Source organism: Aeromonas allosaccharophila, from assembly GCF_000819685.1.
GTDB lineage: Bacteria > Pseudomonadota > Gammaproteobacteria > Enterobacterales > Aeromonadaceae > Aeromonas > Aeromonas allosaccharophila.
The window spans coordinates 24,565-40,412 of the sequence record NZ_CDBR01000109.1 but is presented as its reverse complement, the minus strand read 5'-3'; the positions used below and the strand labels follow the sequence as shown (position 1 = coordinate 40,412).

The 15,848-nt window shown below is 58.6% G+C and carries 20 protein-coding genes; 13 read left to right on the top strand and 7 right to left on the bottom strand.

Translation table 11 applies throughout. The features are described from left to right. Positions 1-3: 3 nt before the first annotated feature. Positions 4-207 (bottom strand): YheV family putative zinc ribbon protein, encoded by a 204-nt coding sequence (locus BN1115_RS19670; protein ID WP_005335287.1) that lies wholly within the window; start codon positions 205-207, stop codon positions 4-6. A 39-nt stretch (positions 208-246) separates the two neighbouring features. Here BN1115_RS19670 and BN1115_RS19665 point away from each other — a divergent pair, with 39 nt between their 5' ends. From BN1115_RS19665 to BN1115_RS19655, 3 genes are all read left to right on the top strand, one after another. Further along, positions 247-906 (top strand): hypothetical protein, encoded by a 660-nt coding sequence (locus BN1115_RS19665; RefSeq protein WP_042658492.1) that lies wholly within the window; start codon positions 247-249, stop codon positions 904-906. A gap of 153 nt (positions 907-1,059) precedes the next feature. After that, positions 1,060-1,959 (top strand): chemotaxis protein, encoded by a 900-nt coding sequence (locus BN1115_RS19660; RefSeq protein ID WP_042658491.1) that lies wholly within the window; start codon positions 1,060-1,062, stop codon positions 1,957-1,959. Positions 1,960-2,025: 66 nt separating this feature from the next. Beyond that, positions 2,026-3,030: a hydrolase gene (locus BN1115_RS19655; RefSeq protein ID WP_042658490.1), complete on the top strand. Its 1,005-nt coding sequence runs from the start codon at positions 2,026-2,028 to the stop codon at positions 3,028-3,030. Here BN1115_RS19655 and BN1115_RS19650 read toward each other — a convergent pair. After that, complete coding sequence (locus BN1115_RS19650; RefSeq protein ID WP_042658489.1) at positions 2,966-4,141, bottom strand: sensor domain-containing diguanylate cyclase; 1,176 nt, start codon at positions 4,139-4,141, stop codon at positions 2,966-2,968. The genes BN1115_RS19655 and BN1115_RS19650 overlap by 65 nt on opposite strands. A gap of 89 nt (positions 4,142-4,230) precedes the next feature. On the opposite strand from BN1115_RS19650, the gene BN1115_RS19645 reads away from it, so the two are divergent. From BN1115_RS19645 to BN1115_RS19635, 3 genes are read left to right on the top strand one after another with little or no spacing between them, the layout of a single operon-like run. Further along, positions 4,231-4,455: a YheU family protein gene (locus tag BN1115_RS19645; protein ID WP_042658488.1), complete on the top strand. Its 225-nt coding sequence runs from the start codon at positions 4,231-4,233 to the stop codon at positions 4,453-4,455. Between the two features lie 52 nt (positions 4,456-4,507). Beyond that, a complete protein-coding gene (locus BN1115_RS19640; RefSeq protein ID WP_042658487.1) occupies positions 4,508-5,377 on the top strand; it encodes a phosphoribulokinase in 870 nt (289 codons plus the stop codon). 16 nt (positions 5,378-5,393) lie between these two features. Beyond that, entirely contained in the window at positions 5,394-5,927 is a 534-nt protein-coding gene (locus tag BN1115_RS19635; RefSeq protein WP_042060890.1) for a DUF4136 domain-containing protein, read from the top strand. Positions 5,928-6,069: 142 nt separating this feature from the next. Here BN1115_RS19635 and BN1115_RS19630 read toward each other — a convergent pair whose 3' ends face one another. Further along, positions 6,070-6,366 carry an MliC family protein gene (locus BN1115_RS19630; protein WP_042658486.1) on the bottom strand — a complete coding sequence of 99 codons (297 nt, stop codon included), beginning with the start codon at positions 6,364-6,366 and terminating at the stop codon, positions 6,070-6,072. Positions 6,367-6,463: 97 nt separating this feature from the next. Next, positions 6,464-6,868 (bottom strand): OsmC family protein, encoded by a 405-nt coding sequence (locus tag BN1115_RS19625; RefSeq protein ID WP_042658485.1) that lies wholly within the window; start codon positions 6,866-6,868, stop codon positions 6,464-6,466. Positions 6,869-7,197: 329 nt separating this feature from the next. Between BN1115_RS19625 and crp the strand changes: the two genes are divergently transcribed. The 4 genes from crp to BN1115_RS19605 all read left to right on the top strand — a co-directional run bounded on the left by crp (position 7,198) and on the right by BN1115_RS19605 (position 10,913). Continuing rightward, complete coding sequence (crp, locus tag BN1115_RS19620; RefSeq protein ID WP_033135974.1) at positions 7,198-7,836, top strand: cAMP-activated global transcriptional regulator CRP; 639 nt, start codon at positions 7,198-7,200, stop codon at positions 7,834-7,836. A 124-nt stretch (positions 7,837-7,960) separates the two neighbouring features. Next, on the top strand, positions 7,961-8,761 hold the full coding sequence (locus BN1115_RS19615) for a putative RNA methyltransferase (RefSeq protein WP_042658484.1): 801 nt from the start codon (positions 7,961-7,963) through the stop codon (positions 8,759-8,761). A 262-nt stretch (positions 8,762-9,023) separates the two neighbouring features. Continuing rightward, on the top strand, positions 9,024-10,103 hold the full coding sequence (locus BN1115_RS19610) for a porin (protein WP_042658483.1): 1,080 nt from the start codon (positions 9,024-9,026) through the stop codon (positions 10,101-10,103). Between the two features lie 174 nt (positions 10,104-10,277). Further along, a complete protein-coding gene (locus BN1115_RS19605) occupies positions 10,278-10,913 on the top strand; it encodes a murein L,D-transpeptidase catalytic domain family protein (RefSeq protein ID WP_042658482.1) in 636 nt (211 codons plus the stop codon). Between the two features lie 77 nt (positions 10,914-10,990). Here the strand turns inward: BN1115_RS19605 and BN1115_RS19600 are convergent, their stop codons facing one another. After that, positions 10,991-11,422, bottom strand: a complete 432-nt coding sequence (locus tag BN1115_RS19600; RefSeq protein WP_042060878.1) for a universal stress protein — start codon at positions 11,420-11,422, stop codon at positions 10,991-10,993. A 190-nt stretch (positions 11,423-11,612) separates the two neighbouring features. Here BN1115_RS19600 and BN1115_RS19595 point away from each other — a divergent pair, with 190 nt between their 5' ends. Continuing rightward, entirely contained in the window at positions 11,613-12,365 is a 753-nt protein-coding gene (locus tag BN1115_RS19595) for a substrate-binding periplasmic protein (protein ID WP_042658481.1), read from the top strand. 14 nt (positions 12,366-12,379) lie between these two features. Here BN1115_RS19595 and BN1115_RS19590 read toward each other — a convergent pair whose 3' ends face one another. After that, complete coding sequence (locus BN1115_RS19590) at positions 12,380-12,832, bottom strand: RNA methyltransferase (protein WP_042658533.1); 453 nt, start codon at positions 12,830-12,832, stop codon at positions 12,380-12,382. Positions 12,833-13,035: 203 nt separating this feature from the next. Here BN1115_RS19590 and BN1115_RS19585 point away from each other — a divergent pair, with 203 nt between their 5' ends. Continuing rightward, positions 13,036-14,127, top strand: coding sequence for a PfkB family carbohydrate kinase (locus BN1115_RS19585; protein ID WP_042658480.1), 1,092 nt, complete (start codon positions 13,036-13,038; stop codon positions 14,125-14,127). Then, entirely contained in the window at positions 14,121-15,029 is a 909-nt protein-coding gene (locus BN1115_RS19580) for a pseudouridine-5'-phosphate glycosidase (protein WP_042658479.1), read from the top strand. The genes BN1115_RS19585 and BN1115_RS19580 overlap by 7 nt, the downstream gene beginning before the upstream one ends. 90 nt (positions 15,030-15,119) lie before the next feature. On the opposite strand, the gene BN1115_RS19575 is transcribed toward BN1115_RS19580, so the two are convergent. Beyond that, positions 15,120-15,845: a carbonic anhydrase gene (locus BN1115_RS19575; RefSeq protein WP_042658478.1), complete on the bottom strand. Its 726-nt coding sequence runs from the start codon at positions 15,843-15,845 to the stop codon at positions 15,120-15,122. Between the last annotated feature and the right edge of the window lie 3 nt (positions 15,846-15,848).

Sequence of the window (15,848 nt, the reverse complement as noted above, 5' to 3'; positions counted from 1 at the left end):
TCATCAGGGACGAAACACCCCGATCACCTCTTCCGCCTCGCGCGTCTGCTTGTCGACCTCGGCCGGCGTTTGTACCTGGGTGTCGCCACAGGCGACGCAGGTCACCTTCTCGACTCCATGCTCCAGATACAGCATCATGTTGTCCAACTTGCCGCACGCCGGGCAGACAGCACCGGCAATGAAGCGTTTTTTACGTCTGGTTTCCATATTTGTTACCTCCAGGCAGCATCATATCAGGGTTTTTACATGCATCACGCCATCGAGTATCACCATTTTTCCTGCCAGGGCCTGCACGCCGGCAACCGCAAACGGACCCCGGTCGGGCAGCTGTTGCGGATCACCCGGGGCGCCGCGCTGCTGAGACTGGGCCAGCATGAGCTGTTATTGCCTGCAGGCAGCAGCTTCTGGCTCTGCGCCGATGCCCTCGCCGCCTTCAGCCCGCTCAGCGGTTGCGATTACGATCAGCTGAATGTCTCCCTGCGCCTTGATCAGCCGCAGCAGGCTGGCTGGCTAGAGGCCACGCCGCTGCTCGATGCCCTGCTCGATTCGCAGGCCCGGTGGCAGCGACCACAAGAGTGGCAAGGGGTTTACGGTCAGCGACTGCAGGTGATCCTGGATGAGTTGCAAGAGTGCGCCATCAGCCAGCAGGGATACCGTGATCTGCAAACTCGCTGGCAAGCCCTGGCCAGTGGCCAGCCAGAGTCTCTGCAACTATGGGCACAACAGGCCGATGCGCCTGTAGAAGGCCTTGCTCTGCAACAGCAGTGGCAACTGCTGCAGGCGCTCAGATTGCTGAAGGGCGGCAGCAAACCCGTACAGGTGGCCAGCAAGCTGGGCTATGCCAATGAGGCCGCGCTGCAAGCTGCCTGTCAGCAGTGGGGCGTTAGCGGGGATGATGGCCAGTAGCCGATTGTCAGCGTGATAACGCCAAGAAAGTCGGTGAAACGAGTCCAGTTTTTTGCCAGATGGTCGCTAACAAGGGAGGGCCATTCCCCCCGTAATCCTTTATGCTAGAGGCCTGAAGTGACTGCCAACGTTTCGACCAACAGGACATCTGCCATGACGAGCAAAGCCAATCAATCCCAGGGCATGTTGCTGTTTCACCTTTCAGCCAAACAATCCTTTGCCATCGGTACCCTCAAGGTAAAGGAGATAGTGCCCTACACCCAGCTGACGGCAATGCCGCACTCGCATCCGACCGTGCTGGGGGCAGCCAATATGCGTGGCTCCACCATTCCGGTGATCGACATGGCGATGGCGGTGGGTTATCGCCCGATCAGCAAGGAGGAGATGCCCCACTGTTTCATCATCATCACCGACTGCCGCCGCACGTTGGTGGGCTTTCTGGTACGGGGCATCGACAAGATCACCGAGTGCAACTGGCGCGATATCGAGTCACCGCCCGCTGCCCTCGGCCAGAATGTGTTCGTCACCGGTGTGACCCGGGTCAATGACCAGTTGATCCAGTTGCTGGATGTGGAGCTGATCCTCTCCCGGGTCTATCCGGATGACCCGAGCCACCTCTATCCGGTACTGACCGATGTGCAGCGCGAACGGATCAAGCCGATGCGGATCCTGCTGGTCGATGACTCCTCGGTCGCCCGCCGTCAGCTGATGGCGGCGCTGGACTACATCAATATCCCCTATGAAGTCCGCTCCAACGGCAAGGATGCATTGACCCTGATGCAGGAGCGGGCGAGCCAGAAGACCCCCATCGACATTCTGGTGAGCGATATCGAGATGCCGGGGCTCGATGGCTACGAGCTGGCCTTCGAGGTGCAGAGCGACAGCAAGCTGGCGGGAGCCTATATCATCCTGCACACCTCACTCTCCAGCGAGATCAGCGTGGAGCGGGCCCATCAGGTGGGTGCCCACGAGGCGCTGACCAAGTTCGAGGCCAACGAGCTGATCCAGGCCATGCTGCGCGGTGCCGAGCATCACGATCATTTGCAACAATAAGCCAATGACTGGCGGGAGGAACACGCCTCCCGCCCTCCTTATCTTCGACCCAGACCGACTGACCCCATGCTGACCGAGAGCCACTTCCACGCCCCCTGGTGGGCCCGCAATCATCATCTGCAGACCATATTGCCCAAATGGCTGCGCCGCACCCCTGCCCGCTTTGTGGCGGAGCGGTTTGAACTGCAGGATGGGGACTTTGTCGATCTCGCCTGGAGCGGGGAAGTGCGCCTTGACGAACGGCCACTGGTAGTGGTGTTTCACGGGCTGGAGGGGAGCATTCACTCCCACTATGCCAAGGGATTGTTCGACCATCTGCAACGAGAGGGCCGGGAGGCGGTGCTGATGCACTTTCGAGGTTGCAGCGGCGAGCCCAATCGCCATCTGCAGGCCTATCACTCCGGCGGCATCGGTGATGCGCAGGAGGTGATTGCCGCGCTGAGCCTGCGCTTCCCTGGCAAGCCGCTGATTGCCATCGGCTTTTCACTCGGTGGCAATATGCTGGTCAATCTGCTGGCCCGCGCCTGCCCTGCGGCACTGAAGGCGGCTGTGGTGGTCTCGGCTCCGCTGCAACTGGCGAGCTGCGCCGAGCGGGTCAATCAGGGTTTCTCGAAGGTCTATCAGAACTATCTGCTGCGCACCATGCGCCGCAACCTGCTCAGCAAGATCAGCCACCAGCAGCAAGCAAGCGAACGCTGGCAACCCAGACAAGTGGAGCAGATTGCCACCCTGCGTGATTTTGACGAACAGGTCACGGCGCCGCTGCACGGCTTTCACAGCGCCAACCACTACTACCAGAGCTGCTCCGGTCTGCCGCTGCTGCACCAGATCCCGATCCCGACCCTGGTCATTCACGCCGCCGACGATCCCTTTATGTCACACGCCGTCATTCCCCGGCCGGAGCAACTCTCGCCCACGGTGCGCTATGAGCTGAGCCAGCGCGGCGGCCATGTCGGCTTTTTGCACGGCACGCCCTGGCGACCAAGGTTCTGGCTGGACGAGCGGATCAGTCGCTGGCTGGATGAGTGTCTGCAGGAGCAATACGGTAGCAGTTGCGCCCCTCGGCCTTAGCCTGATAGAGCGCCTCATCGGCACGGGCGATGACCCGGTCGAGAGATTCACCGCTTTTCCACAAGGCGATCCCCTGACTCACGGTGACATGGGCAGCCACGCTGGACTCGGCGTGGGGCAACGCCTGACGCGCCAATGCCGCCGCCACACGCTGGGCCACCGTCTCGGCGATAGCCAACGTAGCCTTGGGCAATAACAGTACAAACTCCTCACCGCCGTAACGGGCCACCAGATCACCCTGATTACGCACCACCTCACGCAAGCATCCGGCAACGCTCACCAGCACCTCGTCGCCCCGTTGATGGCCATAGCAATCGTTCAGCTTCTTGAAAAAATCCACATCGAGCAAGATCACCGCGAAGGAGTGCTCCTGCAGCATCGCCTGCTTGATCGCCAGCTCCCCCACCTGATTGAAGTAGCGGCGATTGGCCAACCCGGTCAGCGGATCCTGCTTGGCCTGACCATCCAGCCGGCACGCCAGCGCCAGATTTTCGTACTCTCTGGCCACCGCCAGCACAAACCACCCATAGAGCATGCGCCGCCCCGTCTCCAGCAACAGCGCCAAGCCGATCACCAGCAATAAATGCATGAGCATAAAGGGGACCTCTACCGTCAGAGGGGCGATCAGCAGATAGAGCCAGGGGGGCGCCATAAAGCAGTAACAGAGGCTCTTTTCGCAATAGAGGGCGATCAGGGAGGTCATCAGCAGCAGGCTGAGGGACATGAAGGCGAGACTGAATCCGCCCTTCAACTCGGTGACGGCGGTGGCATAACCCACCAGCGCCCAACAGGAACCCCAAAACAGCGCATAGCCCTGCAGTACGCGCAACCACTCTCGACCGGGCTTGTACAGTAACCACCAGCGCAACAGCGGGTAGAGAATATTGCCAGCCATCATGGCCCACAGTTGCCACTCGTAACGCCAGGGCAACCGGTTATCCATGATCAGTTCGGCATGCTGGTAAACGTAAAAACGGACCAGCAGCAGCAGGCACCCAAGCAGATTGGCCACCCAGAACCAGCGGATCCCCTGACTCAATGCCTGCCGGCGAATGCTCCAGAGATGGTCGTCAAAATCGGCAGCGTGCGGACGAGAACCGACAGAAAACATCTCAGGCCGTCCCCGTAATCATACAAATACCTTGCGCTTGATGGTCACAGATAGACAATAGCGACATTGCAGCTAAGACAACTTCAATCATGATCATTCCCTGGCAAGAACTGGACGGCCACACCCTGACCAACCTGATCGAACACTTTGTGTTACAGGAAGGAACCGAGTACGGGGAGCAGGATGTGCCGCTCGGCGTCAAAGTAGACGCAGTGAAAACGCAATTACAGCAAGGCAAGGCAGTCATCGTCTATAGCGAGCTGCACGAATCGGTGAATATCGTCATGAAAGATCGCTTCGTCGAACCGTCTTGACCAAACCGAAATTCTGACCTTATAACGGAACTCCCAAGGAAGAGAGAATCCCATGTCGGCCAAGCACCCCATTATTGCCGTTACCGGTTCGTCCGGTGCCGGCACCTCCACCTCGACCAACGCCTTTCGCTCCATGTTCCATCAACTGGGATATACCGCGGCGGTGGTGGAAGGCGACAGTTTTCACCGCTACACCCGACCGGAAATGGATGTAGCGATCCGCAAGGCGCGCGAACAGGGACGCCACATCAGCTATTTCGGCCCGGAGGCCAATGACTTCGGCCTGCTGGAGAGCTTTTTCCAGGGCTATGGCCAGGATGGCAATGGCCAGTATCGCCGCTACCTGCACAGCTTTGACGAGGCGGTGCCCTTCAACCAGATGCCCGGCACCTTCACCCCCTGGCAGCATCTGCCCAGCAATACCGATCTGCTGTTTTATGAAGGGCTGCACGGCGGCGTGGTCACCGAGGATCACAATGTGGCGCGCCACGTGGATTTTCTGATAGGCGTGGTGCCCATCGTCAACCTGGAGTGGATCCAGAAGCTGATCCGCGATACCTCGGAGCGGGGCCATTCGCGCGAGGCGGTGACCGACTCCATCGTTCGCTCCATGGATGACTACATCAACTTCATCACCCCGCAGTTCTCCCGCACCCATATCAACTTCCAGCGGGTGCCGACGGTGGACACCTCCAACCCCTTCAGTGCCAAGGTGATCCCGAGTCTGGACGAGAGTATGCTGGTGATCCGGTTTCGCGGTATCAAGCAGGTGGACTTCCCCTACCTGCTGTCGATGATCGATGGCTCATTCATGTCGCGAATGAACACCATAGTAGTGCCGGGCGGCAAGATGGGTTTTGCGATGGAGCTGATCCTGCGCCCGCTCATCCAGCAATTGCTCGAAACCGGCAAAATAACCTGATTCAAAGGAGTTCACGATGCGGCTTGCTTATCTCTCTGTGGCTCTGCTCGCCCTGCTGGGCGGTTGCAGCAGCGGGCCGGCGGCCCCCACGCTGGAGTCCGGCACCATGCTGGTACGCCCGCTTGGCACTTGGACCTATGGCGCGACCCCACGCTACGCCCTGGCCGAGCAGTATCAATTCGCCGGTGAGCTGGCGGAAGGATGGCTGGAGCCGATGCAGCAGGCGGTGAGCCGGGAGCTCAATGGCAAGGGGTGGCAAAGCGCACCGCTCGACGAGGCCGATCTGTGGGTCGCCATCGGCGTCGCAGGCGGCAAGGATATCAGCGACGGCGAGATTTTCGCGCGCCTCGGCATGACGCCGGGGGTCTATGCCTCGGCCAACGAACGCAAAGGCTCGCTGGCCATCGTACTGCTCGATCGCAAAACCCAGAAAGCGGTCTGGAGCAGCATCATCCAGCTGACCAGCGATGTGAGCATTGCCGACAGCCAGCGTCAGGCGCTCAGCCAACAGCTCGCGGCCGAACTACTTCATAGCGTCCCGACCAACTAACGCTTGTTTAGCGATAATGGATAGATAGAAAAACGGCTTGCCTCCCGGCAAGCCGTTTTTTTGTGCTGTCAACCTCTTGACCCAATCTGACCCTGGCCAGATTGGGGGACACAGCCGCACACCTTCAGACCTGTGCAGCCACTTATTTCAGCGTACAGGTCAGCAGGGTCACCCCTTTCTGGGTGAGCAGCCCTTGCTTGTCCTGATTCCAGAAGGTGGTCACACCGTCTGAATATTTGGCACCGGACTCAGCCTCAACGCGGCCCAGCTTGTGGTAAACCCCGGCATAGGGGAACTGCACCATGTCAGCCTGGGCATCATAGGTAATGGCCAGCATCTCTTCGCCACACTGGTACTGGCTGTATTGATACTGGGTAGGCTGTGGACTGCTGCAAGCAACCAGACCCAGCAGGGGAAGCAGAGCGATCAATTTTTTCATTGCACTTTCCTTATGTGGTGGCCTTATGTAATGACCTTGTGCCGTGGCCTGAGGTGATGGCCTTATGGCAGGGATTCAACGAAACAATCGTCAGTTATCAAGCTTCAACAATTTGATAACTATGGGTAATTTGTACCGCTTTTTCCAACATCAGGGAAACAGAACAATATTTTTCCATCGACAGATCCACCGCTCTGGCTACCTGCTTCTCTGCCAATCCCTTGCCTGTCACCACGAAGTGCAGATTAATCGTCTCGAAGACCCGCGGCACGCTATCGACCCGCTCGCCACTGACATCGACATGACATGCAGTTACCGACTGGCGCGCTTTCTCGAGGATAGAGACCACATCGATAGAGCTGCAGCCGCCGACTGCCAGCAGGATCATCTCCATCGGGCTGGCGCCCTCACCGGGGTTGGCGCCATCCAGAATCACCTTGTGACCGGATTCGCTCTCACCCACAAACTTCATTCCTTCCACCCAGCTGACCCTGGCTTTCATCTCACGCGTCCTCAGTTATTGTCGCCATAGTATGATCTGCCTAGCATACCCCAGCCATCGGACTAGCGGCATATCTCGATGCGCAGACCCGGTGGGGAGGCGACTGTCGGGATGGAAATAGATCAAAATCAACATCTCCGAGCGCTATCTTCCCTAGAATGGCCGCAGCGGCGCAGCAGGCATTACTCAAAGGGCTCTTTCAAAAGCCCGCAAAGCCTTGTCAGCACAGGCAAAGGCTCTTATCCTACTGCGACCAATACAAGGAATGGCAAGATTGGCAACTTGCCCGGACGCACAAGTCCATAAAAAGACACTACAGAGGAATTCTCATGGTCATTGGCAAACCGCAAAGCGATCCCACCCTGGAATGGTTCTTGTCGCACTGCCACATTCATAAGTATCCCGCCAAGAGCACCCTGATTCATGCGGGTGAAAAAGCGGAGACCCTCTACTACATCGTCAAGGGCACGGTGGCCGTCTTGATCAAGGACGATGAGGGCAAAGAGATGATCCTCTCCTATCTCAATCAGGGCGACTTCCTGGGCGAGATGGGGATGTTCGAAGAGAACGAGAACCCCGAGCGCTCCGCCTGGGTTCGCGCCAAAGGATCCTGCGAAGTCGCAGAGATCTCCTACAAGAAGTTCCGCCAGCTGATCCAGGTCAACCCGGACATTCTGCTGCGCCTCTCTGGCCAGATGGCCAAGCGCCTGCAGCACACCAGCCAGAAAGTGGGTAACCTCGCCTTCCTGGATGTGACCGGCCGGATCGCCCAGACCCTGCTCAACCTGGCCAAACAGCCGGATGCCATGACCCACCCGGATGGCATGCAGATCAAGATCACCCGCCAGGAGATCGGCCAGATCGTAGGCTGCTCCCGTGAAACCGTGGGCCGCATCCTCAAGATGCTGGAAGAGCAGGAGCTCATCTCTGCTCACGGCAAGACCATTGTGGTATTTGGCACTCGCTGATGACCCGTCCACGGGCCTGACAGAGGCCTTGGGATAAAAAAGGCTGCTACGGCAGCCTTTTTTGATCCTCTCCCCTATAATCCCGAACGCCCTTCCTGTTTCGGCGTTCGCCAAGAGAGTTTCTATGCACCTTCAATGTCCCCGTTGCCGCAGCCCGCTTCATCTTCATGAAGCCTCCCAGGGCCGCTATTGCGACAACAAGCATCACTTCGATCCGGCACCGGAAGGTTATCTGGATCTCATCCCCGGCAAGAAGAATCCCAAAGACAGCGACAGCCGCGCCCTGATGCGCGCCAAGCACCACTTTCTGGAAGCTGGCCACCAACTGCCGCTGGTCGAGGCCATGGCCGCCCTGCTCTCTCCGCTGGCCCCGCAAGAGCTGATCCATCTCGGGTGCGGTGAAGGCTACTACTGCCGTGCGCTGGCAGAGCGTCTGCCCGGCTGGCAGTTTGCTGGTGTTGATATCGCCAAGAACACCATCTTTGCCGCCAAAAAAGCGCAACCGGACGGCCAGTTTGTCATTGCCGACCCCGCCCGCGCGCCGCTGCAGCCGGGCTCGGCTCAGGTGCTGCTGGTCAACGATCTCAAGGTAAGAAGCGAATTGCTGGCGGAGTGGCTGGCCCCCGGTGGCTATCTGCTCTATCTGCAGCCGGGCCCCCGTCATCAGTGGCAACTGCGGGTCAGCCTCAACCCGGTGAGCATGGAACACCCCCTCAGCTGGCCGACCCTCGGTGGCCTTAATCAGGTGGCCCAACAACGCTGTCAGTTCAGCCTCAGCATGGATCACGCCATGCGCAGCTTTATTCTGGAGACCAGTCGCCTCGGCTGGCGCGCCACCGGTGAGCAGCGTCACGCTTTCGCTCAACAGGGCCCGGATGAGCTGGAACAGGATCTGCTGCTGACTCTGTGGCAAAAACCGCTCTGATCGTGTTCAAAACGGCTGTGTTTTATACAAACACTGCCGTTTTCCTGTCTGCAGTTAAAAACTAATCACTTGATTCTGAACAACAAAAATACCAATCACCCGCCCGCCCCAATAATGACAATAAAGTCATCAACAAGTAACCCGCCGCTGATTCAGCTCCAGTCAAGGTTAACCGCTCTACCTTGTCCCCATCGGTTCAATCCCGATCAAACTAACAAAGACCGGAACAGGTCCAAGTGTTTACATCAGAGGAATAAAGCATATGAAGAAGTCTGCACTGACTATTGCCATCTCCAGCCTGCTGCTGGCGAGCGGCGCTCATGCCGCTACCGTTTACAACCAGAACGATACCAAGCTGGATATCGGTGGCCGTGCTCAGGGTATGTACTACGGCACTGATGACAACGGTTCCGAAGGTGACCAGAGCTACTTCCGTGTAAACATGCGCGGCGAGACCAAGATTGCTCCCGAGATGAAGGCATTCGGTTTTGCCGAGTACAACCTGCCGACCTCCGGTTCTGACAACGACGAACTGCGTTACGCTTACGCAGGCATCAAGCACGACCGTTTCGGCGCATTCAGCTACGGTCGTCAGGATGGTCTGTTCCGCATCGTGAACGACTACACCGACGTACTGCCCGAGTGGGGCGGTGACGGCCTGGGCAAAGGCACCGAAGTATTCGGTACCGGCCGTACCAACGGTCTGGCCCAGTACCTGTACACCTACAACGGTCTGACCCTGGGTGCCCAGTTCACCGGCAACAACGATCCGCAGAATGCTGATCGCTCCAACTTCACCACCAATGGCATCACTTGGAACAAGAAAGGTTCCAAAGAAGGTTTTGCTGTAGCTGCTTCCTATGACTTCGATATGGGTCTGGGCCTGTCTGCTGCCTATAACCAGGCTGGCAAGACCGACGAGCAAGCTCGCTATGCCGCCTTTGGTGGCGACCAGGATGCCAAGCTGATGGGCTTTGGTGCCAAGTATGCTGTGGGTGACCTCTATCTGGCGGCGACCTACTCCCACGGTGAGAACCACCTGTTCGTCAACAACGGCTACGCCGAGAAGCACGATGGTTACGAAGCCGTTGCCCAGTACACCCTCGGCAAGTTCAAGCCTTCTCTGGCTTACCTGCGCACTGATGTAAAAGACACTGCTCACGGTATCGATGATACCTACACCGAGTACGTATCTATCGGTGCCTGGTACAACTTCACCGACAACTTCAACGCCTACGTTGACTACAAGGTCAACCTGCTGGATTCCGTTGCTGACTCTACCAGCAAGCTGGGTCAGAACACTGACGACGTAGTTGGTGTGGCTCTGCAGTACAACTTCTAAGTAATTGGAAGTCAGTTATACCCTGTGATACCAATGTCTACTGTTTGAATTACTTCCGGCCGCTCTGCGGCCGGTTTTTTTATTGCGCCTTTTCAGCGCCTTGCATATAACTATCGAGCAGATTGAGGGCGATATCAGCTCTGTTGCAGGGAATGCCAAAGGAGAGATGCAAGGATGGGACAAGCAGACCGGAACACAGGCTGGCAACACGGGTGGTTGCTGTTGCCACTGCTGTTGATATCGCTCATCTGGAGCAGCACCGCAGATGCCAGCTGGGATCAGAGCCTCTATCGCCAGCTGGGTCTGGCAGGCAAGCTGGACAAACAGACCTTTCGCCAAGCCCTCAACAGTTATCAAACCGTGCGCCACAAGCGCAAAGCCATTCTCACCATCATCGATTACAGCAAGCCATCTACCCAGCGCAGACTGTTTGTCATCGACATGAAACGCCACAAGCTGCTCTATCACACTTGGGTCAGCCATGGCCGCAACTCGGGTGAGTTGGCCGCAGAACGCTTTTCCAACCAGCTCAACTCCCGGCAAAGCTCCCTCGGTGTCTACCGCACCGCTGAAACCTATCTGGGCAAGCATGGCTACTCCCTGCGGCTGGACGGGCTCAGCCCCGGCAAGAACAGCAATGCTCGCAAACGCGCCATTGTGGTACATGGCGCCACCTATGCCAGCCCGGCCCATCTGCGCAAATATGACAAGCTGGGCCGCAGCTGGGGTTGCCCGGCCCTGCCCAAGGAGCAGGCCCGGGCCATCATAGATACCATCAAGGGAGGGAGTGTCATCTACGCCCACGGCTAGCGGGCACGGCAGCAGAAAACGCAAGGCCAGCAATCGCTGGCCTTGTTTGTTACGCTTTTCACGCTAAACGGGGCGCGTTATTGGCGCACCACCAGTACCGGGCAGGGAGCATGACGCACCACGGATTCTGCGACACTGCCTACCAGCAGATGGCTGATGCCGGAGCGGCCGTGACTGCCCATCACGATCAGCTCCACCTCATCATCCTTGGCTTGAATCACGATCTCGTCGGCAGCGCGGCCAAAGCGAATATCAAAGGTGGCAGGGATCGGCAGCGTCGCCACCAGCTCTTTGAGCTGGGCTTTGGCCTGACGCTCCATCTCGTGGGTGATCTCGACTGCCGTCATATGCAGGATTTTGTAGCTGTCAAAACCGTGCAGTTGATCGACCACGTGGATCAGCTTGAGCTGGGCCTGATGGCTCTGCGCCATGAATACGGCATAGTCGAGTACCGCACGGGACATTTGGGAAAAATCGACCGGACAGAGCAGCGTTTTGATCGATGGCATAATGCAGTCTCCTCTCCTGATTGGGGCACTATTGAATCTTTTCATGATCATAACAACCCGACCGAAAATAACCCTCGACCCTGTCGCAAAATGGAGATGCGAGAATTTTTCTACGTCCTGTCACGATCAATGCCATGGTATAAAGCAGGGTATCCGTTTTCCCTTTGCCCCAACGAGACCTGCGCTGACCATGTTACGCATCTGTCTGTTACTCTGTTGTTTGTGCACGGTGGTTAATTGCCGGGCAGATTCTATTGAGGTTTATTGCGATGACTGGCCCGGCTTTTGCCAACAAGATGGCAAAGGCATTTATCTCGATCTGGTTCGCGCCATCTACCAACCCCACGGTTATCAGGTAACCCCCCATATCGTGCCCTATAAACGTGCTCTCGCTGTGATTGCCAAAAAAGGAGGCGATATGGCGATGGGGGTATATCGCGATGAAGTCACCGGTGTCCGACAACCTCGCTATCCCGCATCAGCGGATGACCTGACCGTGTTCATGCTCAAAAAATGGCAGCCAAAGTGGCAGGGAGAAAAAAGCCTGCAGGGACAATCTGTGCTATGGCGACGGGGCTGGGCATTCGACAAATACATTGCAGTCACCATGCAGTGGCATGAAATCGATAGCGATGAGATGGCTCTGCAACTGCTCGGCAAAGAGCGCTATCGCTATTACCTGACTGCCGGCGTGCTCTATGCAAATGAGGACATTCCACCCAACCTGCATCGCGCCTTCCTGCGCTGGATCCCGACCTACCCCATCTTTGCCGACACCCCCCAGGGCAACCGGATGATGGAGCTCTGGGATAAGGGGATGGTTGAGTTGATCCGTAGCGGGACTCTGGCTGACATCTATAAGCACTATCAGCTCTATGACTACTACCAAGGGTTTATCAGGGAACTGGAACAGAAAGCCACAGCCAGCCCGACACCTGAATGATAGCCCTGAGCTAATTACGCACCCCTCATCCTCTTCGCCAAGCGATCATAGAGGATCACATTGACCGAAGCGGCCAGATTCATGCAGCCTTGAGTCGGCACATAGACCACATCTTTCACCGCCCCGTAGAGCGCGGGATCGAGCGTGCCATCCTCCGGCCCGAAGATATAAAAGGCGCGCTCCGGGTGGACATAATCGGGGAGCGGCGTGGCGCCGTCGATCAGATCGACCACCACGGGCACGCATCCCTGCGGGATAAACGCCATCAGGTCATCCACTCCGAGCAGCGGGATCTTCTCCACCATCTGCTTGGTATCAGTTGCAAAGCGGCGCGCCAGCTCGAAGCGGTTGCCGGTGTAGTAGACCTCGTCCACCCCGTAGCAGCCCGCAGCCCGCATCACGGAGCCGACATTTTCCGAGGACTTGGGATTGACCAGCCCCACACAGCAGAATGCACTCTTTTTCATCATCTCTCCTCCTCTTGCGGCGGCCATTATAAGCCGCGGTGGGGCCACCGACCCGTTAAAAGTACCTCGCCAGGCTTAACGACTCGTCGCCCCATCACGGATGTCGATTTTTTGTGCGCAACCCGACAGATTTTGGACAAACCGATAGCCGGCAAACGTTTATCGGAAATAATAGACAAACGTTTGTAAATGGATGTTTGTCTATGACTGAGCGTGAACAAGAGATCCTCGCCCTGCTGCGTCAGGATCCCATGATTGCCCAGCAGGATCTGGCCGATCGCCTCGGCATCAGCCGCTCCGCGCTGGCCAGCCACATCTCCAGCCTGATCCGGCAGGGGTATGTGCAAGGCAGAGGTTATGTACTGCGAGAGGGCACCTACGTGGTGGTGATCGGCGGTGCCAATATGGATATTTGCGGCACCAGCCACGACAACCTGCTGCTCGGCGACTCCAACCCGGGCAAGGTGCGCACCTCGGCGGGCGGTGTCGGCCGCAATATCGCCGAGAATCTGGCGCGGCTCGGCAGCGATACCCGGTTGCTGACCGCAGTCGGCAACGACCAGTATGGCCACCATCTATTGGAGGTGAGCCAGCGGGCTGGCGTCGATGTGCGCCAGACCCTGGTGCTCGATGGCCATACCACCTCCTGCTACCTCAGCCTGCATGATGGCAGTGGCGAAATGAGCTGCGCCATCAATGACATGGCCATCATAGAGCAGCTCACCCCCGCCCGCCTGACCCCGCTCGGCGGCTTCCTCGGCGGTGCCCGACTCTGGGTACTCGACACCAATCTGGCCATCCACACCCTCGACTGGCTGTTCGAGCGACAGGGGGATCACGCCATCTTTGTCGATACCGTCTCGGTAGCCAAGGTGGAGAAGATCCGCCCCTGGCTCGGCAAGATCCACACCCTCAAACCCAATCGCAGCGAAGCCGAGCAGCTGTGCGGCATGACCATCGCCGGGCCCGAAACCTGGCCCATGGTGGCCGCCTGGTTCCACCGCGCCGGAGTCAAGCGACTGTTCCTCAGTCTGGGTGAACAGGGGATCTTCTACAGCGATGGCGAGCAGCAGGGCCACCTGCCGGTGCTGGGCAGTCCGGTACTCAACGTCACCGGCGGCGGGGATGCCTTTATGGCTGGCCTCGCCCACGCCTGGCTGCAAGAGCTCGACATTGCCCAAACCACCCGCTTTGCCCTGGGCTGCGCCGCCCTCACCGTCAATTGTTCCGATACCGTTTTTTCCGGTCTGAGCAAGACCGCCGTTGACCGCATACTGGAGGAGTACTCATGCTGAACGCTTACCTCGATATCCAACCGGAAGTGGCTGCCGCACTGGCCGCTGGCAAACCGGTGGTCGCCCTCGAATCCACCATCATCTCCCACGGCATGCCCTATCCGCAGAACGTGGAGACGGCCCGTCAGGTGGAGCAGGTGGTGCGCGATAACGGCGCCATTCCGGCCACCATCGCCATCCTCGACGGCCGCCTCAAGGTGGGTCTCGATGCGGGGGCGCTGGAAGCGCTGGGCCGGGCTGGCCACGACGTGACCAAGTGCAGCCGCCGCGACATTCCGTTCGTGCTGGCGCGCAAGGGGATGGGGGCCACCACGGTCGCCTCCACCATGATCATCGCCGCCATGGCGGGGATCCGGGTCTTTGCCACCGGTGGCATTGGCGGGGTACATCGCGGCGCGCAGGAGACCTTCGATATCTCCGCCGATCTGCAGGAGCTGGCCCAGACGCCGGTGGCCGTAGTCTGTGCCGGTGCTAAATCGATCCTCGATATCGGGCTGACGCTGGAATATCTGGAGACGCAAGGTGTGCCGGTGATCGGCTATCAGACCGAAGAGTTGCCCGCCTTCTACACCCGCGAGAGCGGCTTCAAGGTCGATTACCGGCTCGATACCCCGGCCGCCATCGCCGAGGTGCTGCGCCTCAAGTGGGAGCTGGGACTGGCGGGCGGCGCCGTGGTGACCAACCCCATCCCGACCGCACACGCCATGCCTAAAGCCGATATCGACGCGGCCATCGCCCTGGCGCTGCGTGAAGCCGATGAGCGGGGGATCAAGGGCAAGGCCTCTACCCCCTTCCTGCTGGCCCGCGTCTGCGAGCTGACCGGCGGCAACTCGCTCGCCGCCAACATCCAGCTGGTACTGAACAACGCGGCGCTCGGTGCCCAGATCGCCGCCAGTCTGTGATCGCACGCCGATCACTCGCCATGTAAAAGAGGGCCTGATGGCCCTCTTTTGGTTTCTGCTATCTGCAACGCTTGGTTATTGCAGCCTTTGTTATTGCAGTACCACGCGCCCATTGAGGGGCTGCACCGGCCGGTTGTTGGGGTGGTGCATCACCGCCTTGAACGCGTCGATCTGGGCCTGACTGACCTCGACCGGCTGCTTCATCACCAGCCAGCGCACCCCTTCCGAGCAGGGAGGCGTGGTGAGAGAGCCGCTGAAACGATAGTAGTCACGGCTCTCGGGCAGCAGTTGCTCCGCAGCAAGCTGCGCCTTGAGGGCCTGGATCTCGCCCACCTTGGCAGGTAATGCACTCCAGGCTGCCGCCAGCGCCGGATTGGCCTTGCCAGCTTCGAACATCACCGCTACCACGGCGATCTCTCCCTTGTCACTGACGTGCACCAGATGCCCTTCCAGCGGATAGGATTTGCCCTCGATAAGGTTTTCACTCGGGGCGTGAAAATGAAACTGCTTGAGTTCAAACGTGGTGCCATCGAGTTGCAAGGTGCTGCCCGGGGCATAACCGACCTGCACGGTGTGACCGTTGTTGACCACGGTGTTGCCACCCGCCTGATAGTGGAGCGCCAATGGTGCCAGCTTGGCCTCAACCAACCCGTTCAGATCGACCGGCGACTGATTGCTGCCAGCACACTGACCAAACTCCGGGGTCAGCTTGGCCCAGTGAGCAGGCCCCGCCTCGCCGCTATATTCCCAATGAGGGGTGGCAGCAAACACGGCAGGGCACAGCAGCAGGGAGCAGGCCAACAGAGACTTTCTCATCAT